Here is a 24832-nt window from a genome sequence, read left to right as displayed (position 1 = left end):
ATATGGGAGCTTCATAATTCTTCTTCATATTTTTTAAAGAAATCAGTCGTTTGCCTAACCATTTTATATTTCACATCTTGCAGATGGAACAAGACAGAAGTATCACATTGATTTAGTTGCCTCATTTTCTCATATCTACGCAACTGCTGTTTTCTTCCTCTTTTTTCTTGTGTTGATACGAAAATTTTAACAGGTACACAAGATGGAAGAAGCGTAAATGATTTCTTATTTATTTTTGATTCTACTTCTTCTTCTTTGGCATCATACGCCAAACTTAATTCCTTCACGAGTCTCTTGTAAAAAAATTTATGCTCTTTCTCAAAACTTACATATTCCGGTAAATCTAAACACGGATTTAGCATAACAACAGAACGAATACATTCAGGATATTTGTTCATCATTTCAAGTGCTACAAGCGCTCCCATACCATCTGCCATAATGTGCATTTTCGCATTTAACGTCTCTTTTCTCAAAACAACATCATATAAACGTTTTGCCAGACGAACAGATTGATCGTTTCCCCAATGTCTTCCGTATAAATTAGAGGAAAAGACCGTGTAGCCTTGTTCAATAAGACCATGTAAAAAATAAGATTTACCCGCATGTTGTGTCCATAAACTTGTACCATTCTCAATAAAGTAGTTATAATCACCGAGGAGCATAACAGAAAATCCATTTGGCTTCTCCGGTAAATAAATGACACATGGTTCTTTTTCTAAGTAAAAAAAACGTTCCGTAATACTCATTTTTCCCCCGCCTTATTTTCTAAACATATAAAAGTACTCTTTTATAATGTATGAACGGAATGCAAATTTGCGTTGAAAAATCTACAAATATTTTTCTATATTCTTTTTTCAATTGTGTTACAATAAGGACAGATTGAACGAATAGAGGTGTAAAATATGCGTTTCATTTGGGCATTAATTTGGTCGTTCTTACTTGTACACATGATGAGCTATGTAATCGGCTCTATGACTGGCGGTACATACGACTTTAACCAAGCGTCTATTTTCTCAGTTGTTCTTGCTGTGTTAGTACTAGCAATTTCAGCTGCAATTCCAAACGAGCCAGTAGAACAACACTAAAAAAAGAGTCCGGATTTTATCCGAACTCTTTTTTATTTTTATTTCACATGAACGACTAATTCGTTATTTTCTACATCAACAACTACGTGACTATTATCAGTAATTGTTCCTGCAATTAATTCTCGTGCTAATTTCGTTTCCACTTGACGCTGTACGTATCGTTTTAATGGACGAGCTCCGTACATTGGGTCGAAACCAGCTTCTACAACAAATTCTTTTGCTGCATCTGATAATTCTACTGTAATGTGACGGTCAGCTAGACGACCTTGTAGTTCTTTTACAATTTTATCAACAATGCCTTTAATTTCATTCGTTGTAAGAGGTTTGAATAAAATAATTTCATCAACACGGTTTAAAAATTCAGGGCGGAAATGTCCTCTTAATTGCCCCATTACAAGGTCTCTTGATTCCTCTTTAATCGAACCATCTTCTTCTAATCCATCTAGTAAATGAGCAGATCCGATATTTGAAGTCATAATAATAACTGTATTTTTAAAATCCACTGTACGACCTTGCGAATCTGTAATGCGTCCATCATCTAACATTTGTAATAAAATGTTGAATACTTCTGGATGTGCTTTTTCAATTTCATCTAATAAAACAACGGAATATGGTTTACGTCTTACCGCTTCTGTTAATTGACCGCCTTCCTCATATCCTACATATCCAGGAGGTGCACCAATTAAGCGTGACACTGCGTGTTTCTCCATATACTCAGACATGTCAATGCGAATCATTTGCTCTTCACTATCAAATAAAGACTGGGCTAACGTTTTTGCAAGTTCTGTTTTACCAACACCTGTTGGTCCTAAGAAGATGAAAGAACCAATCGGGCGGTTCGGATCTTTAATACCAGCGCGAGCACGAAGAACTGCGTCTGACACTAGGCTTACTGCTTCCTCTTGTCCGATAACACGCTCTGATAAGATTTGCTCTAAGCGTAATAATTTCTCGCGTTCACCTTCCACGAGTTTCGCAACAGGAATACCAGTCCAGCGTGAAACAATATCTGCAATTTCTTCTTCACTTACTTCCTCACGTAATAAACGATTTTCTTGTTTATTATGCCCGCCCATTTCTTCCGCTTCTTTTAACTCTTTTTCAATTGCTGGAATTTTCCCGTGACGAAGTTCGGCTGCTTTATTTAAATCGTAATTACCTTCTGCTTCTTCTAATTCACGACGCAGACGTTCTAAATGTTCACGTAAGTCACGAACTTTGTGAATGTCTTCTTTTTCTTTCTCCCATTTCGCTCTCATACCACTTGCAACTTCTTTTAAATCCGATAATTCACGTTGCAATGTTTTTAGACGCTCTTGGCTACCACGATCCGTTTCTTTTCCAAGAGCCGCTTCTTCAATTTCCAGCTGCATAATGCGGCGCGTTACTTCATCTAATTCTGTCGGCATAGAATCAATTTCTGTACGAATTGTTGCGCATGCTTCGTCAACAAGGTCAATTGCTTTATCTGGTAAGAAGCGATCTGAAATATATCGATCTGATAAAACTGACGCTGCTACAATCGCACGGTCATGAATATTTACACCGTGATAAATTTCAAAGCGTTCTTTTAATCCACGTAAAATTGAAATTGTATCTTCAACAGTTGGTTCTTCTGCTAATACTTGTTGGAAACGTCTTTCTAGAGCTGGATCTTTCTCAATATATTTACGATATTCATCGAGTGTCGTCGCCCCGATACAATGCAGTTCACCACGTGCAAGCATCGGTTTTAACATATTTCCTGCATCCATCGCACCTTCAGTTTTACCAGCTCCAACAATTGTATGAAGTTCATCAATGAATAATAAAATGCGGCCTTCACTCTTTTTAATTTCATTTAATACAGCTTGCAAACGCTCTTCGAACTCACCACGGAATTTCGCACCAGCTACGAGCGCACTCATATCTAACGCAAAAATCGTTCTATCTTTCAATCCTTCAGGTACATCCTTTTTCACGATACGCTGTGCTAGCCCTTCAACGATTGCTGTTTTACCAACACCTGGCTCCCCAATTAAAACAGGATTGTTTTTCGTTTTACGTGAAAGAATACGAATTACACGTCGTATTTCACTATCACGGCCGATTACAGGATCGATTTTCCCTGCTCTCACTTCCGCTACTAAATCACGGCCATATTTTTCTAACGCTTCATAAGTTGCTTCTGGATTTTGACTCGTCACTCTTTGATTCCCCCGAACTGTCATTAAAGACTGTAATAAGTTATCTTTCGTAATATGCAATCTTGTAAATAATTGATTTATATCGCCTTTTTCTTCAGAAAAAGCAAGCAATACATGTTCTACTGAAATGTAATCATCCTGCAGTTTTTCTGCTTCTTTCCCTGCTCTTACAAGCAGTTGTTGCAGAGCGCTCGTTACATACAATTTTCCAACTTCTGCACCGCTCCCCGTTACAGAAGGTTTCTTTTTAATTAAACTTTCAGCACCTTGCTTTAATGCTTCTATATCAACATTCATTTTTTGAAATATACGTACTGCTAATCCATCTTGCTCTTCTAATAATGCAAGTAATAGATGAACAGTATCCACCTCTTGGTGATGGTGAGATACCGCTAAAGATTGGGCACTCATAATCGCCTCTTGTGTTTTTGTTGTCATTTGATTTAAGTCCATCTTTACAGCCCTCCAAAAGTTTGACTTTCTTTGACCTTTGATTTGATTATACGCCAATTGACTTTTTTATACAATAATTTTGCCTATGTATTTTCAAACTTATTATTGGAAAAAGAAAAAGAGAGCATTCATTATACTGCTAAAAAATACGGTAAATGAAATTACAATGTGTAACGACAAAAAGCCGCAATAACGATTGCGGCTTCTGTTACGGTTTTCTTTTATATGTCCACTGGCGGTTATGATTCGTGTTATCCGGAAACTTTTCACCGGCAGTTAATTTCACCATTTGCGGATCTTTCACCATACTTCCCGTTTCACCAATTTCTACGTAAATGCCATCATTCGGCGCTTTTTGTCCAGAACGAAACCTGCGATTTTGTCCCATCTTCATTCTCCTTCCATGACGTCTTGCCTCATTAGTATATCCATTTTAAAAGAAAGCTTTTCTGTCATGTTTAGGAAACAGTACTACATCTCATTCTTGTACATATATATGAATGACACAAGCGTAAGCAGGGATTTCTTTCTTACTTGTAGAAAAAAAAAGAAACCAACCTACTCTAGGCTAGTTTCAAAGGAGAGTCAAACATATACGAGAAGATTACATGTTCATTATATGCCTCATCACACGAGCAATGTAACCCTTTTCACAATTTGTACATAATGAAAGAAACATTGTTTGAACTTTCTAAAAAGATGTTGACTTTTCTTAATTTCCAACGATAAATAGTAGACACCGCAGCACTTTGAGACGTAAGATGGATATATAGTGAAATTTCCATCTATGGTGATTTCACCGAGTCTAACCTCTTATTTCTGCATATTAAAAACGGAAATACAGATAGATACAAAAAAATTATTATAAGAGGTGAAATTATGAACAAACAACATTTAATCGCATTAGACTTAGACGGCACTTTATTAACAGACAACAAAATAATTTCCACTCGAACGAAACATACAATTGCAAAAGCAAAGGAACAGGGACATATTGTTGTTATTTCAACAGGACGTCCATTCCGTGCTAGTTATGATTACTATAAAGAACTTGATCTTAACACACCTATTGTAAACTTTAACGGCGCTTACGTACATCATCCTCTTGATTCAAACTGGGGAACACATCACTCTCCTCTTGAGCTAGCAACAGCGCAAGAAATTGTCCGAGCTTGCTTTGATTTCGGCGTAAAAAATATATACGCGGAAGTAATGGACGATGTGTATGTTCGTGAAATTGATGAAGATAAAAAACATATTTTCGAATTCGGCTCTCCTAAGATTTTTACGGGAGACTTATTAAATATTTTAAACGATCATCCAACTTGCTTATTAATTGACGCACATGACGAGCATTCTACTGCAATTCGTCAACATTTAACCGATATGCACGCGGAAGTAATCGACCATAGAAAATGGGGCGCGCCTTGGCCGATTATTGAAATTGTGAAAAGCGGATTAAATAAAGCAGTTGGATTACAAAAAATTTCTAGTCATTACAACATTCCACAAGAGCGAATTATCGCTTTCGGTGATGAAGATAATGATTTTGAAATGATTGAATTTGCTGGTCACGGCATCGCAATGGGAAATGCCATCCCTGAATTAAAATCACTCGCAAACCATACGACGTTAACGAACGAAGAAGATGGTATTGCTTTATATTTAGAAGAGATTCTTGGGTTGTAATCTAAAAATTCCCTACTTATAGTTTCCTGCCAAATGTCCATACTATAAGTAGACGCATGAGACATTGCGTCGATTGTTTTCAGCTAAATAAAGGGGGTTTTTCGAATGGGTAAAAAGAACAAATCAAAACGTTTTATCCAACAAGGAGCCGATGCTGTTATGAAGCATGATGCAAGATTCCCGTACAGAGGTACATTAGCTGAGGCAGAAAAAGCAAGAAGTAACTCTTCTTTTGGAGGGGTTTAAATGGGGAACTTACTATTCCAACAAGCTAGAGATGCTGTTGAAAATGCCGTATCTTGTTCAAGCGGTACTGAGCAACAAGATCTCGTGTATAGAGCAAAAAATGCTTTGCAATCCGCTTACGCAAACTCTTCAACTGCTGAAAAAGTTCAGCTCCGTGAAATGCAAGAGCAATTGCAAAACATCACGAATTTACATTAAAAAAGAGGACCAACTTTGGTCCTCTTTAATCTTTCCGAAACAATCCGAACACCCCAACTGTTTGCAGTATATTTGTAAATGCACCTGGGTCCACTTGTTTAATAATCCTCTCTAATTCGTATAACTCGTAACGGGTAATAACCATCATTAACATTTCTTTATTTTCATTCGTATAAGCACCTGTTGCTGGTATCGTTGTAATCCCTCTTACTAATCGCGAGTGAATCGCCTTTCTTACGTCTGTCCCATTCTTCGTAACAATTAATGCTGTAATCTTTACATGACGAGTATGAATTGCATCAATAATTCTCGTTGATACATATAAAGTCACTAGCGTATACAACGCTTTTTCCCATCCATATACATAGCCAGCAGCGATAATGATAATTGCATTAAAAAAGAAAAAGTATGTACCGACAGGCTTATCTTTTATTTTTGATAAAATCATGGCGATAATATCTAATCCACCTGTAGAAGCACCCCACTTTAAAGCAATCCCTACTCCAATTGCCGAAATAATCCCGCCAAAAATCGCATTTAATATGATATCATTCGAAACCGCTCTAACAGGGATGATTTCTAGAAACAGAGTCATAAATATAACACAAAGAAAACTAAAAAAGGTGAAGGCCTTTCCAACCTTTTTCCACGCTAAAATAACGACAGGAATATTAAATAAGCTAAACAATACTCCCGTAGATATGTGAATCGATAAAAAATCACCTAATATTTGCGATAATAATTGAGACAATCCAGCAAAGCCGCTCGCATACACTTTTGCTGGCGTTAAAAATAAATTCATCCCAATCGCGTTTAATAAACCTGCGATGATTACAACGATCAACTTCTTTATAAGTTCAGTATAATTCAACTTCAAATCCATTTGGAATCCACCTTTACCCTTCATAAATGCACCGCTATACATAGTCTTTACGAAAAAGGAAATGATAAACGTACAACGTTTAGAAATGGAGTTGATACATATGCCACATACGAGTGATAACGACAAAAAAGCACGCGATAATAACGCAAAACGCACACAAAAAAATGAGCAAGAGCAAAAAAATATTCAGCAAGGTAAACGTGCATACTCTAAAAAGACCGATCACCTTTGATTCCATCGTACATCAACAATTATGTTGATGTACTTTTTTACATTTTAAAGGAAAAAAACATTAAAAATTCACTTCATGTTCACTTCTATATTCTACAATAGCGATAACATATTCGGATGAGGTGTTGGCATGAGAGGGAAACATATTTTCATTATTACTGCACTAATAAGTATATTGATGCTATCTGCTTGCGAACAAAAAAATGGCTCAGCTACAGTCGCTACAGCAACAGACTCGACCATTACAAAGGATAACTTCGAAAAACAATTGAAAGATCGTTACGGAAAAGACATGCTATACGAAATGATGGCACAAGACGTCATCACAAAAAAATATAAAGTACCTGATGAAGAGGTAAATAAAGAAGTAGAAAAAGTAAAAAAACAATATGGAGATCAATTCAAAAAAGTATTAGAAAATAATGGTTTAAAAGATGAAGAGGATTTTAAAAATCAAATTAAGTTCAAACTTGCTATGAATGAAGCGATTAAGAAAAGCATTACAGAGAAAGACGTAAAAGACCACTATAAGCCAGAAATTAAAGCGAGTCACATTTTAGTAAGTGACGAAAATGAAGCGAAAGAAATAAAGAGTAAACTAGATGCTGGTGCTTCATTTGAAGAATTAGCAAAACAAGAATCACAAGATCTACTATCAAAAGATAAAGGCGGAGACCTTGGATACTTCAATTCAGGTACAATGGCTCCTGAATTCGAAACGGCTGCCTACAAACTAAATGTTGGACAAATTAGCAACCCCGTAAAATCATCAAACGGTTATCACGTTATTAAATTAACTGATAAAAAAGATTTAAAACCTTACGATGAAGTAAAAAACTCTATTCGCAAAAACTTAGAGGAAGAACGTACTGCTGATCCTGTATTCAGCAAAAAATTGTTACAAGAGGAATTAAAAAAGGCAAATATTAAAATAAATGATAGTGACTTGAAAGATACATTTACTCTTGTTTCTCCGCAAGGAAATTAAAAAAGCACAACCTTATTTTTTTAGATAAGGTTGTGCTTTTTAATCTTTTATCTTATTTCTTAAAGTAAGTCCAACCTTCTTCTTGGTAAACCTTTTCTTCTTTCATCAACTTACCAAGTGCGCGCTTAAATGCAGCTTTACTCATGTTAAAGCGTTCTTTAATATCTTCTGGATGGCTCTTATCCCAAAACGGCATTGCTCCGCCTCGTTCTTCCATATATGCATAAATTACTGCAGCATCATCTTCCATTCCTTCTTCTTTACGAGGAAGAAGTGAAATGTTAATTGTACCGTCATCTTTTACGTCAATAATACGGCCCGTTACACGCTGACCGATGCGGACTTGTTCTTTTCTTTCTGTATGGTGTAGGAAAGCACGGAAATGCTCATCCGTTAGTATGAATGAACCAACTTGAAGTGAACGATATACACGTCCGTTTACGTTTTTATTACGCATAGATGGCGTTGCATCTACGATAATTTCTTGCATATCACTGTCTCTTGCCGGAAGAGCAATTAAACGATCACGATTCGTTAATTTTAACGTACAATATAATTCGTCTCCAACTTCTGGCCATACTGGCATATAAATTGGGAATTCATCAGCCGGAATTAGTATATCTTTTGATACACCAATATCAACAAACACACCTAAACTAGGAATAACTTCTACAACCTTTACCCAGTTCCAATCATATGTTGTAATAATTGGCTCCTTCATTGTTGCCGAAATACGATTTTGGTGATCAAGGTATAAGAATACATCAATCGTATCGCCTTCTTCAATTTCTCCAGCTACTTCATTTTTATGTAGAAAAATTTCTTCTTCTTCATTTCCAACCATATATCCGATTTCCGTTTCGCGTAAAACAGTTACCTGTTCAATCGATCCTATTTGTAAATACATATTTTTTAATTCCCTTCTATATATATAAAATTAACTTTTTTATCTTTTTATCATTCCAAACAAAAGTTAATTATAACACGATTTTTCCTTTATTTGTCCAACTGCCCAAAATTCACTATAATAAAATGAGGTTACATGATTATAAGTATGAAAACACTTAAGTCTAAGCTCGTTTTCAGCTATACTTTAGTATGTACAGTACATAAAAAGATTAAAAATTTATTTGGAGGTGCTAACTATGGCAAAAGATAGTTCTTTTGACATCGTTTCGAAAGTAGAATTACCTGAAGTAACAAACGCAATTAATATCGCATTAAAAGAAATCCAAAACCGATATGACTTTAAAGGAAGTAAAAGTGATATTAAATTAGAAAAAGAAGTACTTGTTTTAACTTCTGATGACGAGTTTAAATTAGAGCAAGTAAAAGACGTTCTTATCTCTAAACTTGTAAAACGTAACGTTCCAATTAAGAACTTAGATTACGGAAAAGTTGAAGCTGCAACTGGCAACACTGTTCGCCAACGCGCAACACTTCAACAAGGTATCGATAAAGATAACGCGAAAAAAATTAACAACATCATTAAAGAAATGAAATTAAAAGTAAAAACACAAGTACAAGATGATCAAGTACGTGTTACAGCAAAAAGCCGTGATGACTTACAAGCAGTAATCGCAGCTGTTCGTAGTGCTGATTTACCAATCGACGTACAGTTCATTAACTACCGCTAAAAAGAAAACTCCTCTTAATTAGAGGAGTTTTCTTTTTTGTCTTGTAGAGACAATATTACGAGAACAAACTATAGAAAAAGGTATATGCGGTGAAAATTGCTAAGTGAACAGGGTCTAACCATACGCATACTTTACAAGTGGCCGTATGATTAAACTAGGCCTTATTGTAGAATTTGTTTTATACATGTATTTAGCAGACCTTATTGAAAATAAGAAAAAGACACCTCAAGACGTTTCCCCCTTCGATTTGAATTACTTTTCTTAGTAACTACACCCTAGACCAAAGTCATCTTAAAAATCGCTGTAACTCATAATTCCTCCCCCGCCAAAACGTAACAATTTATGAGTATAAGAATATTTCCCAACCTTTAATGTAATGTAAAATTAATAAGGAACTTAAAAAATGTTAATTAAAAAAGAGTTAGAAGTGGTTATATGAAGAAATTAATACTCTGGTTTTTATTGGCCACATTCTCCCTAAATACTGTAGGATGTTCTAATAATGCGAATTCACTAACGGATAAGTCTAACTGTATCAACAAAGCTTGGTACAAAAAAACTATGTCATGTAATCATTTAAAAAAACATTAAATAGTTAATGATAAAGGTCTAAAGAAAAGACACCCCAAAGTGCCTTCCTCCGACTTGAACCAATAATATTCGGATGGATTTAAAAAGAAGCATACATCGTTAATAAAGATGCAGACTTCAAAATAAAAAGTACACTAAGTAAACTCTTATTCAAAAATTTATATTAAACACTAATATTTTAGAAGAAAGTTTATAAGTTTAGAACCTACAGGGATTTTCCCTGTAGGTTCTATTATATTTCAAGTAATCCCCAAATGAATTATGAGTGGCTTTTTTCATTTTGGTTTTCAAAATATTTTTCTTTAACCATTTTTATCAGATTTTCTTTTTCTGTTAGTTCAAATATAAATAATGCTTTTTTCATGTTATTTGCAATATCTTCTTCATTCTGTTGTTTAAATCTTAATAAATTCCATCCCTTTAAATAGTAAAGTTCACCTAATAAGTATAAAGTATTTAGATTAATAGCTAATTTGATTCCTTTATCAATGTATTTTACCGCCTCTTCATATTGATAGGTCATACCTAAACATTTCGCTAAATTAAAAATGATTTTTAATTTAATCGCTTTATCTCTCGGAAAATCTAACTTATTAAAATTAGTTAAACACCTTCTTAATATAGTAATACTTTTATCATATTCTTTATTTTCCGCATAAAATATAGACATTGTCTGCATAATATCTATTTCTCTTTCTGATAAAAAATCAACATTGGTTAAAGTTAGTTTTAATGCATTATTTAAAAGCTTTAAAGCAGTTTTTATGGATCTGTTCGCCTCAAATATAGCAATTGCTTCATGCCATAGGAGAAATTGTTTATCTTCTTTTGCCTGGAAATTCTTTTCATCTTTCTCTTTTTTCACGATTTCATAAAGTTCATTATATTGTTTTTGCTTTAAGCAATCTTTTATTACGCATTTTACATTTTCTACATATTTTAGTTTTTTGTTTTGAGTTAATGCAAATATATTATTTGGGTCAATACCAAGTCTTTCTGATAATTGATATAACAATATACTAGATGGATAAATCACACCTTTTTCTATTTTGCTAATTTGACTTTGCGAACATATTCCATGACATAATTCGGATTGTGATATATTTTTTTTAATTCTAAGCTCTTTAATGGTAATACCCAAATCGTAAAACTCCATTTTTCCACCTACTATTTAGCACTATATTAGTATAAGAGTATTCTCTAACTTTTAATGTAATGTAAAATTAATATAGTTGCAATTATTGATTGTTTCAAAGATTCTTCCCCATCGGTGCTAACACAAAAAACAGGTTAGGAAGAAAATCCCCTTCCTAACCTGGCCCTCCTCTCACTAGGGACGTTTTCATTCTCACATCGTTTCTCTTAAGAAATTTCATATCAACAGAATAAACACTATTGCCCCGCCGAACAAACTTACAAATACAATAAGAAGACATGAACATAGAGAAAGCAACTTCTCATCTACGCTTCCTTTTAACTGCAATTAAAAACGCAATAAATAATACATTCACCCCAACGATTAAGGAGATAAATAACCAATTCACACCTGTTTCTCCTTTAACTTTATACACGTTTGATTCTTCACGCTTTAAAACGAGATAAAATTTTCCGTTTTCCTCTCTTATAATTTCATCCTGCAACAATCCTCTTAACTCTTGTTTTTCACCAATTGCACTTGCAGGTAAGGAGACTTTTTGTGTTTCTTTCGTATTATTAATTGCTACTAAAGTTACTTCATCTTTATATTTTCGTTTTAGTATGCTCATCCCGCTCTTATCATACAGAAGCTCAAACGTACCGCGTCGTAAAGACGGTCTCGCCTGCCTAAGTTCACCTAGTTTTGCTATGTGTTGCATAAACTTTTCGTCTGACTTAAAATCCATTAATCGTCTATTATCGGGTACACTTCCTCCATCTAATGCAATTTCAGTTCCGTAATAAAAATTCGGAATTCCAGGTGATGTTAACAAATAAGTAAGCGCCAGTTTTAAACGTGATGGCGGATAATACATATGTTCTTTTGCAATACGCGCATATCTTTTTGTTTCTTGATTATCTAAGAACGTAACAAATTCTCCTTCTTTTTTACTCACATCGTATAACGATTTCACCGATACATCTGCTTTAGAAAACGACTCTACTATTTTTTCGTTGTATTCGCTATCCTCCTTTGTCATAATACGAAAATCTTTCTTTATCACTTGCATATCTTTTTGCGCGTTATCCCAAAAGGAACGCGGCTTTTTTTCACTATGTATAACATAACTTCCGTCTAAATCAACTTCTTTTATCCACCATTTCATTGCGTTAATTACCTGTTGTTCGTTTTCTCCAAGCGGAAATTGAAATACAACTTTCATCCCTTTTGCATGAACTTCTTTTACAAGTTCTTTCACATCATTGTCTGTCCCGAAATGTTCATTTACCTTTTTAAAATTTCGCACGTCTAATCCATCGTACTTTCCACTTTCAAAAAGTGGTGAAAGCATAACGGTAGTAAAACCCATTTCTTTTATGTAATCCAACCTTTTTATAATTCCTCTTATATCCCCTCCTTGATACCCTTCTAAATTACCAACTTCTAACTGTTTGTCATTTTTCGGTTCTCCATTATTGAAGCGATCAATCATAATGGAGTATATAACTTCATCTCGCCACTCTCTTTTTTCGTCTGCAAAAGTATGTATTGGTACAAACAAAACAATAGCTAAGCAAAAACAAATGAATAGTTTCCTAGTCCGTATTTTTCCCACACGCATCCCCCAAGTTTTTTAATTGTAAGAATATTATACCAATTATCCGAATGAAACGCATATGTCGATTTTAATCCTCACAAAATAATTCATGTTAGGTTTCATGACATCATTCATATAATTTTCTGATTTTTTAGTTGATTTTTAGTTTAATTTCGAATATGATATGAAACATAACAAATAGATGTTATTTTTTCTAACATTACAGGAGGAGAGATCATGGATATGGGAGATACAGTTTTTATGTTTGTAACGACAGTAATGGTCATGTTGATGACACCAGGATTGGCACTTTTTTATGGAGGTATGGTTCGCAGCAAAAATGTACTCAGCACAACGATGCATAGTTATAGCGCAATGGCTATCGTTTCGATTCAATGGATTGTTATCGGCTATTCTTTATCATTCGGACCAGATTGGCACGGGCTTATCGGTACACTTGATTGGTTCGGTCTAAACGGAGTTACCTACGCACCAAATCCAGACTACTCCTCTACTATTCCTCACAATTTATTCATGATGTTTCAACTCATGTTCGCCATTTTAACTCCAGCTTTAATTTCAGGTGCATTTGCTGAAAGAATGCGATTTTCTGCCTTTCTTATTTTTATCCTTCTATGGACAACGATCGTTTACAATCCTGTCGCTCATTGGGTATGGGGCGTCGGCGGGTGGCTAAGGGAACTTGGTGCACTAGACTTCGCTGGCGGAAACGTCGTTCACATCACTTCTGGAGTTGCCGGTCTTGTATTAGCTATTTTCCTTGGAAAACGAAAAAACATAAATGGTTCTTCTCCTCACCATTTGCCATTTACAATGTTAGGAGCAGGTTTATTATGGTTTGGCTGGTTCGGTTTTAACGTCGGCAGCGCATTATCCTTAAACGACGTAGCGTTAACTGCATTTATTAATACAAATATAGCCGCCGCTGCCGCCGCTCTAACTTGGATGCTTTCTGAATGGTTCTTCCAATCAAAACCAACCGCAATGGGAGCTGCTTGCGGAGTTGTTTCTGGTCTAGTCGCTATTACACCAGCTTGCGGGTTCGTTACACCTTTCTCCGCCCTTCTTATCGGAGCAATTGGTGGCATATTATGCTTTGGCGCCGTTTTCTTCTTAAAAACAAAATTTGGGTATGACGATACACTTGATGCCTTTGGATGCCACGGCATCGGAGGAACTTGGGGCGGTATTGCAACAGGACTATTTGCAACTACTACCGTAAACGGGGATGGTGCGAACGGATTGTTTTACGGAAACGCCGCGTTACTGTTTAAACAACTTATAGCGATTGGCGCAACATATGCATTCACAATCATCATGACGTATGCCATTATTAAAGCGATCAACTTCTTCCTCCCTGTTCGAGTAGATGAACATGAAGAACACATGGGTCTTGATATTTCAATGCATGGTGAGAAGGCTTATGAACATGCAGAGCGAGCAAACAAAAAAAGAGATGCAATCTATCGATAGTAGATTGCATCTCTTTTTAATATACTGTCAGGAATATATCGACGTTCCGACACAGGATACCTATTTACCAACAAATTCCAACATGAAGAAGAAGAAAAATACCCCGGCATAAATTTACACACAAAAAAGACGACCGAAGCCCGGTCGTCTTTTCCTATTTATTTCGGAGCATTTCCTACATATTGCGTAATATCAACATTTAATGCCTGCGCTAAACGCATACCGTATTCTTGATCTGCACGGAAGAAGTTACAAACAGCTAATAATTTTGTGCGTTCATTTACGTCTTTTAGATCATTTGTTAAGTTTGCAATTAAGTTATCTTGCTCTTCTTTAGAGAATGAACGGTAACGCTCACCTGCTTGTTTGAAGTCATTTGGTTTCTCAATTTTTTCACGAGATACATAGCCTTCTACTTTCATAGTTGAATCGCGGTAAGCTTTGTCTTCAACTGGATTCTCTGCATGACGACTCGGTTCGTAGTTGATTGTAGATGGGTTTTGATTCACTTGCATCGCACCATCACGTTGTTGATTCTGAACAGCTGCGTATGGGCAGTTTACAGGAATTTGTAAGTAATTTGCACCAAGACGATAACGCTGTGTATCTGGGTAAGAGAATAAACGACCTTGTAATAATTTATCTTCCGATGGCTCAATACCATTTACAGTTGCACTTGGAGAGAACGCTACTTGCTCTACTTCTGCAAAGAAGTTTTTCGGATTACGATTTAACGTCATTGTCCCTACTTCCATTAATGGGAAGCGATCTTCTGGCCATACTTTCGTTGGATCTAGTGGATCAAAGTCTAAAGAGTCCATTTCATCTAATTGCATAACTTGTACGTGTAAATCCCATTTTGGGTAATTTCCTTTCTCGATTGCATCGAACAAGTCACGAGTTGCATGATTGAAGTCTTTCCCTTGTACTTCTTGCACTTCTTTCGCATTTAAGTTACGTACACCTTGCTGTGGTTTCCAGTGGTATTTAATATAAACAATTTTACCTTCTTCATTAATCCATTTAAATGAATGGACGCCGAAACCTTCCATTTCACGATAGCTTGCTGGTGTACCGTAATCAGAAAATACCCATGTCATCATATGTGTAGATTCTGGACTTAACGTCATGAAATCCCAATAACGATCTGGCGTTTGAATATTCGTATCAGGTGCTGGTTTTAAGGAATGTACCATATCAGGGAATTTAATTGCATCACGAATGAAGAAAACTGGTAAATGATTACCTACGATATCGTAGTTTCCTTCTTCTGTATAAAATTTAACAGCAAACCCACGTGGGTCACGTGCTGTTTCAGGAGAACCTTGACCATGAATAACCGTTGAAAAACGAACAAATACAGGCGTTTCAGTTCCTTCATTTTGTAAAAATGCTGCTTTCGTATATTGCTTCATACTATTTTTCGTTACGAATACACCGTGAGCACCTGCACCACGTGCATGCACAACACGCTCCGGAATACGTTCACGATCAAAGTGCGCAAGTTTTTCTACTAAATGATAGTCTTCTAATAATACTGGTCCACGACGACCAGCTGTACGAGAATTTTGGTTGTCTCCAACTGGAGCACCTTGGTTTGTTGTTAAGCGATTATTTGGATTCATCTAGGGGGATCCTCCTCTTTCTTTCGTAGTAATCATTATTTATTTAAAATTATTATAAATTAATTATTATTCAAAACTAAATCTTTGTCAACTATTTCCTTCACTTTTTTGGAAACAATTTCAGCCAAACAGTCGATAAATGCAGATTGTGCATTCGGCATATTTGGTCTGAAATATTTGGCATTTAATTCATCCGTTACAACTTTACATTCATAATCGTTGTCATATAAAACTTCTAAATGCTCCGCTACAAAACCAACTGGGCAATATACGAAAGATTCGTACCCATGCTCTTCATATAAATCTTTCGTTAAATCTTGCACATCTGGACCAATCCACGGATCTGGAGTATTCCCAGCACTTTGCCAACCGATTGTATAGTTTTGAATATTTGCAGCTTCTGCAATTAAATCTGCCGTATGCTTTAGTTGTTCTACATATGGGTCTCCTGTTGCAATAATTTTTTCTGGCAAACTATGCGCTGAAAAAATCACGACTGCTTTCTCTTTATTATCAATTTCTGTAAACGTCTCTTTTATTTGGTCTGCCCAATACGAAATAAATTTCGGTTCATCATACCATTGTTCAATTGGTTCAATAACAGGACCACCAATTTCTTGCGAAAGACGAATAGCACGGTCATTATACGCTTTAATGCTAAATGTAGAGTAATGTGGCGCTAATACGATACTAATCGCTTGCTCAATCCCATCACGCTTCATTTCTTCTACCGCATCTTCTATAAATGGTGCAATATGTTTTAAACCTAAGTAACAAGTAAATTCATACTCTGTAAATATGTTATTCATTGAATCTGTTAATTTATGCGCCTGTTCTTTCGTAATTTTTGCAAGCGGCGAAATTCCACCAATCGCTTTATAGCGCTCGATTAAATCTTGGAGTGCCTCTTTGGAAGGTTTACGACCGTGGCGAATATGTGTGTAGTACGCTTCTACATCATCTAATGATTCTGGCGTTCCATACGCCATTACGAGTAAACCTATTTTTTTCTTTGTCATCTATATAACACCTCAATTTTATAAATGAGAATCTTTTTCAAGAACGTTTGTTTCCAATTATAACAAACAATAATAAGTACGTAAAGATAATTATTCTAAATAAGTATTTTTTCTAATATGATTTTAAATTTCATTTGACAATTTCTTTAATAAAAAGCGACTTACATAAAAGTAAGTCGCTTTTCCCTTATTCCCTAATATTTACCCCATACTCTTTAAACCAAACGTGAATTTGTGCTAAATGAGCTAAAAGTTGAGGACCTGTCATTAATTGCCCGAACCAAGGTGATTGAAATGCACTGCCGCCAGACTGAATCAATCCGCTCAACTGCTCTTTATCAAATAGTTCGTGTAAAATTGAACCTTTATCTGTTAATAAATCTTGTAGCCATACTGTGACTGCTTTCGTATAGTGCGGATTATGCGTTTTCGGATAAGGACTCTTCTTTCTATATAAGATGTCATGTGGAAGCACATCTTCTAACGCTTTACGTAATAGACCTTTTTCGCGGTTTTTATACATTTTCATTTCCCAAGGAATATTCCACGCATATTCGACAAGACGATGATCCGCAAATGGAACACGTACTTCTAAGCTTGCCCCCATACTCATGCGGTCTTTTCTGTCTAATAATGTTGTCATAAACCATACCATATTTAAATAAAATAATTGGCGTCTTTTTGCTTCTAGCGGACTTTCTCCCTCTAAAATAGGAACTTCTTGAATCGACTCTTCATAGCGCCTTTGTACATATTGTTGTAAATTTAATTTATTTCTCCATTCTTTTTTTAGAAGTTGTTCACGCGCTTCTGTAGAGCGCATCCACGGAAATGCACTCGATTGTAGATCATCTTCTCTATAAAACCACGGATATCCACCAAATATTTCATCTGCACATTCTCCAGATAAGCCGACGACAAAATCTTGTTTAATTTCGCGGCAAAACCATAATAATGACGAATCGATATCTGCCATACCAGGCAAATCACGAACGAGTACCGCCTCCGTTAAATACTCTGCTAGTTTTTCATTCGAAATGACGCAACGATGATGGGTTGTTTGAAACGTCTCTGTCATCAAATTAATAAACGGAGCATCTGAATTTGGCTGAAACGCATTCGCTTTAAAGTATTTGTCATTATCTTCGTAATCAATTGAATACGTGTGTAATTGTCCTTTTCCTGATCTCTCGTATTCTTTCGCCGCAATAGCTGTAATAGCGCTCGAATCTACACCACCTGATAAAAAGGTACATAGTGGTACATCAGAAACAAGCTGTCTTGTAATGGCATCTTGTAGTAAAAAGCGCGTTTTCTCTACTGTTTCTTCAAAAGAGTCTTCATGTTTTTTACTTTCTACATTCCAATATCTCCATATACACAAACCGTTCTTTGAAAATGTCATCGCATGACCTGGACGTAATTCTTTTATACCAGCATAAATACCGTGGCCAGGCGTTCTTGACGGTCCGAGTCCGAATATTTCTGATAACCCTTCTAATGTTACTTCCGCCTTCACATCTGGATGCGACAATATCGCTTTTAACTCCGAACCAAATAGTAAGCGTCCGCTATCATATTTATAAAAAAGTGGCTTTACACCTAATCGATCTCTCGCAATAAATACTTGTTCTTTCTGTTCGTCCCATACTGCAAACGCATATATACCGTTTAAATGATCGACACATTCTTCTTTCCATTCAATATAAGAAGCTAATAATACTTCTGTATCAGAATGACCTTTGAACGTATACCCTCTTCTTAATAATTCCTTTCGAATGTCTTCTGTGTTATAAAGTTCACCGTTATAGCAAATGGCGTAATTCGTTTCATCTTTTAAACAAGTCATCGGCTGTTTACCGCCCTCAGGGTCTACAACGATTAACCGTTTATGCCCAAATGCGACATTTCCTTTAATCCAAACTTTATTATCATCCGGCCCCCGCTTCGCTAACGTCTCAGCCATCTTCGTAACAACATCTCTTTCTCCTTCTAATGAGCGTTTATAATCCACCCATCCTGTAATCCCGCACATATAAATCATCCTTCCATCTTATTTCTTTTCTTGAACGTGCAGTAATCCCCACCCTAAGAGTGCGGATCAAAAAATGAAAAACTTGACGATAACCTACTATCCACATATGGAATAGCATTCTCACTCAGTAAAACGTGTTTTATTGTATGCCCACCTATGTCTAGATGTGTCTAGTTATAAAGAACGCACGAACTGTCTATAACAGGAATAACTACTTTTCATAAAGGAGAAATCGTATATGATACAACGTAAACATATTTTATATAACCAGCCCCGTGCTCATACAGTCGGTAATGTAGAATATATAAACAATGAATGGGTATTCTTTGATGATGAAAATGATGAAGCGTTTCTATTAGAAGATATTGCCGAAGATGGGTTTGAAATTTTGTATAATAACAATTGGTTACCAGCCCGTTTCTATGAACAAGATGTATTACAAATCGCCAACGAGCAACACCATTTGCAAAATGGTGAAATGGTACGTATTCGAAAAAAGTTACTTCTTAGCTATAATGAATGGCTCGAGGAATTACCTGACTCTGTCTTCACATTATTAACTGAATCATTGCAATCACTTCACTACTCTTTATATGATTGCATGTATTGTCATAATTTTTTATCTTTCTTACCGAAAGAGGAGTCACGCGAAGGAGTAAATATTCTTTTGTTTGATAACGAAGAAATGATCTGTACACTGCAACACCATTTCGTCCGTCACACTACGTCAAATAAAAATATGTTCCGTTTTACGAAAGTAAATGGAGAAGAGTTGCATATCGATGCGACATAAAAAATAAAAACCACCTTATCTCCCAAGTCTTTGAGATTATAAGGTGGTTTTATTTTTATTTGAATACGTACCAGCCAAGTGGCAATTTCAGTCCTAAGTATAATACTGCTACTAGCGCAACAATAAATAAGCCCCAAACCGCCCCTGTTGGTTTGTTTTTGCTCATTTTTACAAGAACCATTTCCATTCCGCCGATAACTAAAATACCAGCTAACATTTTCAGGCCGTACCACATGTGCATGCTACCTGTTGCTGTCTTCACAATACTCATGTACAACATGAAGCCTGTCACAATAATGATGATATACATTAGGCGAAGCCCCATATGTACACCTTTACCTTTTCTTCCTGCTGAATAAAGTGAATACGCAACGAAGAATAAAATTAAACCTAACGCCCATGCTGTAATATGCATATGTACCATCGTATCCCTTACCTCCTCTTTTCACACTTTTTCACTCTATATGATAACATGTTCATTTATTTTCAGGAAATGTTTCGCTTTTTTACATTTAAATGATATAATATTTAGAGTATTTACAAACTTCTTGTAATAACAAAAGGGGGAACAATCATGATTCAAACTAAGGATATTATCGAACTTACAGACACATATGGAGCAAATAACTATCACCCACTTCCAATCGTTATTTCTAAAGCAGAAGGTGTTTGGGTAGAAGATCCTGAAGGAAACCGCTATATGGACTTATTAAGTGCATATTCTGCAGTAAACCAAGGTCATCGTCACCCGAAAATTATTAACGCTTTAATTGACCAAGCAAATCGTGTTACGTTAACTTCTCGTGCTTTCCATAGCGATCAATTAGGTCCTTGGTACGAAAAAGTTGCGAAACTAACTAATAAAGAAATGGTACTTCCAATGAATACAGGTGCTGAAGCTGTTGAAACTGCAATTAAAACAGTTCGTCGCTGGGCTTATGATGTGAAGAAAGTAGAAGCAAACCGCGCTGAAATCATCGTTTGTGAAGATAACTTCCACGGACGTACAATGGGTTCTGTTTCTATGTCTTCAAACGAAGAGTACAAGCGTGGATTCGGTCCAATGCTTCCTGGCATCGTTGTAATTCCTTACGGTGATTTAGAAGCATTAAAAGCCGCAATTACACCAAACACAGCAGCATTCATTTTAGAGCCAATTCAAGGTGAAGCAGGAATTAACATCCCGCCAGCTGGTTACTTAAAAGAAGCTTTTGAAGTATGTAAAAAAGAAAACGTTTTATTCGTAGCAGATGAAATCCAAACAGGCTTAGGCCGTACTGGTAAAGTATTTGCTTGTGACTGGGACGATGTAACTCCTGACATGTACATACTTGGTAAAGCACTTGGTGGCGGCGTGTTCCCGATCTCTTGTGTTGCAGCAAACCGCGATATTTTAGGTGTATTTGAGCCAGGTTCTCACGGTTCTACATTCGGTGGTAACCCACTTGCATGTGCTGTTTCTATCGCAGCTCTTGAAGTGTTAGAAGAAGAAAAATTAACAGAGCGTTCTCTTCAATTAGGAGAAAAATTAGTTGGGCAATTAAAAGAGATTGACAACCCAATGATCACTGAAGTTCGCGGTAAAGGTTTATTCATCGGTATCGAATTAAACGAGCCAGCTCGTCCTTACTGTGAACAACTAAAAGCAGCTGGTCTACTATGTAAAGAAACACATGAAAACGTAATTCGTATCGCACCACCTCTAGTAATCTCTGAAGAAGATTTAGAGTGGGCATTCCAAAAAATTAAAGCTGTATTATCGTAATGATAGAGAGGTTGTCCGACATGTTGGGACAACCTCTTTCTTTTTATATTCATTTATATTAAGATGAAATTTTAATTTTCTGTATTTTAAAATCGTAAAGGAGGTGCGATATGCTATTAAGATATGGTAAACATATTAACTATTTAGCTACATCTTTTATTTTAGTTACATTCTTTGGCTTCCTACTTTCCACAACATGGCTTACTCACTACTCAACTCCTACTACATTCACACTACTGAAAGCATCATTTTGGACTGCTGTTATTCTTACTATCATTGGTTTTGGACGAGAAAAAAGCGCACTTACGGTTATACTATTTGGCATTTGCACACTTGCATTCATTGGTCTTTACACTTTTTCCGTTATTGATTACCTCTATAACCCAAGGCCATAAAAAAGAGCTATCTTTTAACAAGATAGCTCTTTTCTTCACTTCACTACATTTCGCAAAGTACCAATTCCTTCTACTGTAATAACCACTTCATCACCAGCATGTAAAAACTTCGGTGGTGTGAAACCTTTTCCGACACCAGCCGGGGTTCCTGTTGCGATAATATCGCCTGGTTCTAAAGTCATTCCTTTACTTATCGTTGAAATAATTTCTTCTATTGAAAAAATCATTTTATTTGTGTTGGAAGTTTGCCTTACTTCTCCATTTACTACCGTTTCAATGTGTAATGCATTCGGCGCATTAACCACCGATTTATGAATTAAATACGGTCCCATCGGACAAAATGTATCGAAGCTTTTCCCAAGGAAAAACTGTTTATGTTTTCTTTGAATGTCTCGAGCTGTTACATCATTGATAATCGTATAACCAAAAACATGCTCAAGCGCTTTTTCTTTTTTAATTTGTTTCCCTCGCTTACCAATAACGATAGCTAATTCTCCTTCGTAATCTAGTTCGTCCGTTGCATGAGGGTGACCATTAATTTGCTCATTTATGCCAATAACTGTTGTTGGTGCTTTCGTAAAGATCATTATATTTTCTGGAATAGACTCTACTCCACCCATTTCTACCGCATGCTCACGATAGTTTTTTCCAACGCACAAAATATTCTTTCTTGGCCTTGGAATCGGTGCTAATATTTTCACCTCTGTTAACGGATAATACGCCGCTTCCCCGTTTTCTTTTGCCCAATTTACAATTTCACATACTTTCTCAAAGCATTCAGTCCCTCTTTCAATACACTCTAACATTGTAATAGGGATTGTAACCTTTTCCCCTTTTTGTCTTTGCGCTTCTCTTAAGTGTAATACCTTTTCTTCTTCTTCATCCACAATACCTACAAATACCTTTTCTTCTTTCTTCGCCGTTACAAAACGCAATATTTCCACTCTCCATCCTAAAACTCATGCCCTTTAATTGTATTCGCATCCTTAAGAAAAAAACCTTCTCATGCACGCTAATTTTTACAATATTCTTCTCATACCCTATTCGTTACCCTTTATCATTTGGCATAAAATGTAGAAATTTTACTTTTTTTAGCGAATGCATTTCTTTTTTATGAAGTTTTTGTATAATATGTACTACATATATACTAAAAATTTCATTTAGAGATGGAGCCGATTTCAATGTTTGAGCAAGCGATTGAAAAAAAACGTGAAAAAATGATTTATTTTGCTGAACGCTATGGAATGACTTCTCAAAAAACAGTGGATTGTAGCCAAGAACTGGACAGGCTCTTAAATGTAATTTGTCATGTACATACGGATTTACACCCTAATCAAACATTCAAAACACACACGCAATAATGCGTGTGTTTCTTTTATTTCAAAAAAATACACATTTTATTGGAAACGCCCATACAATAGTAGAAAAGAAAATTTTAAAAACGAAGGGTGTTTTGTATGCCAGCTATGGTCGGACATATTCGTATCGTCAATATTGGATCAAGTGGTATTTTTCATATTGGAGATGTATTTGCGATTAGGCCTATTAGTTACTCACGTGCTTTCGCCGGGGCCGGCTCTTTTAATGTTGGAGATAACGTTTCTGTCTACAATTATCAAAGTGCAACGACTGTCAACGATTCAGATGTCGTCGATCAAGCGATAATTGGTTCAACTTAAAGGGGGCGATTGTATTGAATTTTTACGTAAACCAAAGCATCATCATTAACAGCATTAAAATTGATAGCATTACAACCTCTTCTGTGTTCCAAATTGGTACTGCCGGAAGTATTAAAGCCCTATCTAAATTTTCAAATACGGGCGGATTTACGGAGCCGCTTCGCCCATTACAAGCGAAAGGACAAATTATTTCTATCAAACCATCAACTAGTTCTTCTTAAGACATCCTTGTCATAAATATATAGCAGGAATATTTTTACCCTCCCTATTGAAAAGGAGGTTTCACAAATGAATCAAGATATATATACTTACTTACACCAACTTCAACAAGCTCTTCAAACACAACAAGCAGCCATCCTGAATTTAGAAGATCAAGTGCGCCAACTCCAAGAAGAGCTTAACGAATTAAAAAATCGCCCCTCCTCTTCTGTAGGAAAAGTGGAATACAAATTCGATCAATTAAAAGTCGAAAATTTAAATGGTACTTTAAATATTGGTTTAAACCCATTTTCAGCAAAAGGACAACAAATTGAAGACCTTCAAGTGGATACAGAAACATTGAAGGTAAACCCTGAAACCGAAACAAACCCAGACTTTTATCAAGGTATCCTCCAAGAAATGCATCGATACTTAGATGAAGAAGCATATAATCGTATTCTCCATTTTGAACAAGAAGAGCGAACACCGCTTGATGAAATGTATCGACAAATGATGGTGGATGACATAAAAAAACAGATGGAGCATCGACTCCCTTATTATTTATCACAAGCGCAATCATATGAAGGTATTTCAACAGATCCAGATTATTTACGAGATATCATTATTCAGGCAATGAAACAAGATATTGACAAAGCCTTTCTCTCCTTTATTCAGCACATACCGGGAAATTTCCGAAAGGAGTAAGTATGTATGAACCTTAACGTTGTAAACCGTGAGTTAAAAGTCGGACAGATTAAAATGAACGGTGTATCGTCGTCCGCACTCTTTTTAATTGGAGATGCAAATCTCCTCATTCTATCTTCTATTCTCGATACACCATTTGAAACAGTTACAGAGGGTCCATTTGTACCATTAGTAACAGATGTCCCTCCTACTCCAGGTTAAG

The 24832-nt window shown here is 35.9% G+C and carries 28 protein-coding genes; 16 read left to right on the top strand and 12 right to left on the bottom strand.

All coding sequences use genetic code 11. The features are described from left to right. Positions 1-11: 11 nt before the first annotated feature. The gene (locus MKY21_RS06045; protein WP_000028692.1) at positions 12-746 is read right to left on the bottom strand and encodes a hydrolase; all 735 of its coding nucleotides are present in this window, start codon (positions 744-746) and stop codon (positions 12-14) included. Positions 747-902: 156 nt separating this feature from the next. On the opposite strand from MKY21_RS06045, the gene MKY21_RS06040 reads away from it, so the two are divergent. Beyond that, a complete protein-coding gene (locus tag MKY21_RS06040) occupies positions 903-1085 on the top strand; it encodes a YjzD family protein (protein WP_001211116.1) in 183 nt (60 codons plus the stop codon). A 38-nt stretch (positions 1086-1123) separates the two neighbouring features. Here MKY21_RS06040 and clpB read toward each other — a convergent pair whose 3' ends face one another. Beyond that, positions 1124-3724: an ATP-dependent chaperone ClpB gene (clpB, locus tag MKY21_RS06035; protein ID WP_137074769.1), complete on the bottom strand. Its 2601-nt coding sequence runs from the start codon at positions 3722-3724 to the stop codon at positions 1124-1126. A 208-nt stretch (positions 3725-3932) separates the two neighbouring features. Next, on the bottom strand, positions 3933-4112 hold the full coding sequence (locus MKY21_RS06030) for a YjzC family protein (protein WP_000531421.1): 180 nt from the start codon (positions 4110-4112) through the stop codon (positions 3933-3935). 491 nt (positions 4113-4603) lie between these two features. Between MKY21_RS06030 and MKY21_RS06025 the strand changes: the two genes are divergently transcribed. From MKY21_RS06025 to MKY21_RS06015, 3 genes are all read left to right on the top strand, one after another. Beyond that, positions 4604-5413, top strand: coding sequence for a Cof-type HAD-IIB family hydrolase (locus tag MKY21_RS06025; RefSeq protein ID WP_086392105.1), 810 nt, complete (start codon positions 4604-4606; stop codon positions 5411-5413). Between the two features lie 105 nt (positions 5414-5518). Beyond that, on the top strand, positions 5519-5659 hold the full coding sequence (locus MKY21_RS06020) for a hypothetical protein (protein WP_000516816.1): 141 nt from the start codon (positions 5519-5521) through the stop codon (positions 5657-5659). Further along, positions 5660-5857, top strand: a complete 198-nt coding sequence (locus tag MKY21_RS06015; RefSeq protein ID WP_000527407.1) for a DUF3813 domain-containing protein — start codon at positions 5660-5662, stop codon at positions 5855-5857. It abuts the gene before it with no gap. A gap of 25 nt (positions 5858-5882) precedes the next feature. Here MKY21_RS06015 and MKY21_RS06010 read toward each other — a convergent pair whose 3' ends face one another. Next, positions 5883-6740 (bottom strand): YitT family protein, encoded by an 858-nt coding sequence (locus MKY21_RS06010; protein ID WP_000364437.1) that lies wholly within the window; start codon positions 6738-6740, stop codon positions 5883-5885. Between the two features lie 100 nt (positions 6741-6840). On the opposite strand from MKY21_RS06010, the gene MKY21_RS06005 reads away from it, so the two are divergent. Both MKY21_RS06005 and prsA read left to right on the top strand, forming a co-directional pair. Next, complete coding sequence (locus MKY21_RS06005; RefSeq protein WP_001120851.1) at positions 6841-6972, top strand: DUF3941 domain-containing protein; 132 nt, start codon at positions 6841-6843, stop codon at positions 6970-6972. 129 nt (positions 6973-7101) lie between these two features. After that, positions 7102-7959, top strand: a complete 858-nt coding sequence (gene prsA / locus MKY21_RS06000; RefSeq protein WP_001214202.1) for a peptidylprolyl isomerase PrsA — start codon at positions 7102-7104, stop codon at positions 7957-7959. 52 nt (positions 7960-8011) lie between these two features. Here prsA and MKY21_RS05995 read toward each other — a convergent pair whose 3' ends face one another. Then, positions 8012-8866, bottom strand: coding sequence for a CvfB family protein (locus MKY21_RS05995; protein ID WP_000281260.1), 855 nt, complete (start codon positions 8864-8866; stop codon positions 8012-8014). A 238-nt stretch (positions 8867-9104) separates the two neighbouring features. Here MKY21_RS05995 and MKY21_RS05990 point away from each other — a divergent pair, with 238 nt between their 5' ends. After that, positions 9105-9596: a YajQ family cyclic di-GMP-binding protein gene (locus MKY21_RS05990; protein WP_001040149.1), complete on the top strand. Its 492-nt coding sequence runs from the start codon at positions 9105-9107 to the stop codon at positions 9594-9596. Positions 9597-10446: 850 nt separating this feature from the next. On the opposite strand, the gene MKY21_RS05985 is transcribed toward MKY21_RS05990, so the two are convergent. Together MKY21_RS05985 and MKY21_RS05980 are read right to left on the bottom strand one after the other, a co-directional pair. Further along, positions 10447-11343 (bottom strand): helix-turn-helix domain-containing protein, encoded by an 897-nt coding sequence (locus tag MKY21_RS05985; RefSeq protein WP_000397894.1) that lies wholly within the window; start codon positions 11341-11343, stop codon positions 10447-10449. Positions 11344-11644: 301 nt separating this feature from the next. Then, a complete protein-coding gene (locus MKY21_RS05980; RefSeq protein ID WP_227593269.1) occupies positions 11645-12946 on the bottom strand; it encodes an alpha-amylase family glycosyl hydrolase in 1302 nt (433 codons plus the stop codon). Positions 12947-13159: 213 nt separating this feature from the next. Here MKY21_RS05980 and MKY21_RS05975 point away from each other — a divergent pair, with 213 nt between their 5' ends. Further along, positions 13160-14416 carry an ammonium transporter gene (locus MKY21_RS05975; RefSeq protein WP_341075729.1) on the top strand — a complete coding sequence of 419 codons (1257 nt, stop codon included), beginning with the start codon at positions 13160-13162 and terminating at the stop codon, positions 14414-14416. 158 nt (positions 14417-14574) lie between these two features. Here the strand turns inward: MKY21_RS05975 and katB are convergent, their stop codons facing one another. From katB to asnB, 3 genes are all read right to left on the bottom strand, one after another. After that, positions 14575-16041 (bottom strand): catalase KatB, encoded by a 1467-nt coding sequence (gene katB, locus MKY21_RS05970; RefSeq protein WP_001069181.1) that lies wholly within the window; start codon positions 16039-16041, stop codon positions 14575-14577. A gap of 59 nt (positions 16042-16100) precedes the next feature. Then, on the bottom strand, positions 16101-17060 hold the full coding sequence (gene hemH / locus MKY21_RS05965) for a ferrochelatase (RefSeq protein ID WP_016117412.1): 960 nt from the start codon (positions 17058-17060) through the stop codon (positions 16101-16103). Positions 17061-17247: 187 nt separating this feature from the next. Next, the gene (asnB, locus tag MKY21_RS05960; RefSeq protein WP_000334002.1) at positions 17248-19095 is read right to left on the bottom strand and encodes an asparagine synthase (glutamine-hydrolyzing); all 1848 of its coding nucleotides are present in this window, start codon (positions 19093-19095) and stop codon (positions 17248-17250) included. A 238-nt stretch (positions 19096-19333) separates the two neighbouring features. On the opposite strand from asnB, the gene MKY21_RS05955 reads away from it, so the two are divergent. Continuing rightward, complete coding sequence (locus MKY21_RS05955) at positions 19334-19888, top strand: DUF2777 domain-containing protein (RefSeq protein WP_341075726.1); 555 nt, start codon at positions 19334-19336, stop codon at positions 19886-19888. Between the two features lie 55 nt (positions 19889-19943). Here MKY21_RS05955 and MKY21_RS05950 read toward each other — a convergent pair whose 3' ends face one another. Beyond that, entirely contained in the window at positions 19944-20312 is a 369-nt protein-coding gene (locus MKY21_RS05950; RefSeq protein WP_000233495.1) for a YisL family protein, read from the bottom strand. Positions 20313-20462: 150 nt separating this feature from the next. On the opposite strand from MKY21_RS05950, the gene rocD reads away from it, so the two are divergent. Continuing rightward, positions 20463-21653 (top strand): ornithine aminotransferase, encoded by a 1191-nt coding sequence (rocD, locus tag MKY21_RS05945; protein WP_000616657.1) that lies wholly within the window; start codon positions 20463-20465, stop codon positions 21651-21653. A 110-nt stretch (positions 21654-21763) separates the two neighbouring features. Continuing rightward, positions 21764-22048, top strand: coding sequence for a hypothetical protein (locus MKY21_RS05940; protein ID WP_000926864.1), 285 nt, complete (start codon positions 21764-21766; stop codon positions 22046-22048). 35 nt (positions 22049-22083) lie between these two features. Here MKY21_RS05940 and MKY21_RS05935 read toward each other — a convergent pair whose 3' ends face one another. Further along, on the bottom strand, positions 22084-22983 hold the full coding sequence (locus tag MKY21_RS05935) for a fumarylacetoacetate hydrolase family protein (RefSeq protein ID WP_001213075.1): 900 nt from the start codon (positions 22981-22983) through the stop codon (positions 22084-22086). A 246-nt stretch (positions 22984-23229) separates the two neighbouring features. Between MKY21_RS05935 and MKY21_RS05930 the strand changes: the two genes are divergently transcribed. The 5 genes from MKY21_RS05930 to gerPD all read left to right on the top strand — a co-directional run bounded on the left by MKY21_RS05930 (position 23230) and on the right by gerPD (position 24831). Next, on the top strand, positions 23230-23409 hold the full coding sequence (locus tag MKY21_RS05930) for an aspartyl-phosphate phosphatase Spo0E family protein (RefSeq protein WP_000462841.1): 180 nt from the start codon (positions 23230-23232) through the stop codon (positions 23407-23409). A 96-nt stretch (positions 23410-23505) separates the two neighbouring features. Continuing rightward, positions 23506-23727: a spore germination protein GerPA gene (gerPA, locus tag MKY21_RS05925; protein WP_001111188.1), complete on the top strand. Its 222-nt coding sequence runs from the start codon at positions 23506-23508 to the stop codon at positions 23725-23727. A 14-nt stretch (positions 23728-23741) separates the two neighbouring features. Beyond that, positions 23742-23948, top strand: coding sequence for a spore germination protein GerPB (gene gerPB / locus MKY21_RS05920; RefSeq protein WP_001012508.1), 207 nt, complete (start codon positions 23742-23744; stop codon positions 23946-23948). Positions 23949-24015: 67 nt separating this feature from the next. After that, positions 24016-24630, top strand: a complete 615-nt coding sequence (gene gerPC / locus MKY21_RS05915; RefSeq protein WP_001070762.1) for a spore germination protein GerPC — start codon at positions 24016-24018, stop codon at positions 24628-24630. Positions 24631-24636: 6 nt separating this feature from the next. Next, the gene (gerPD, locus tag MKY21_RS05910) at positions 24637-24831 is read left to right on the top strand and encodes a spore germination protein GerPD (protein WP_001052807.1); all 195 of its coding nucleotides are present in this window, start codon (positions 24637-24639) and stop codon (positions 24829-24831) included. Position 24832 lies beyond the last annotated feature (1 nt).

The sequence above is a fragment of the Bacillus sp. FSL R9-9497 genome (assembly GCF_038005805.1).
Classification (GTDB): Bacteria; Bacillota; Bacilli; order Bacillales; family Bacillaceae_G; genus Bacillus_A; species Bacillus_A cereus.
Note: the sequence above shows the minus strand (reverse complement) of the source record. Positions and strands in the feature narration are given on the sequence as shown.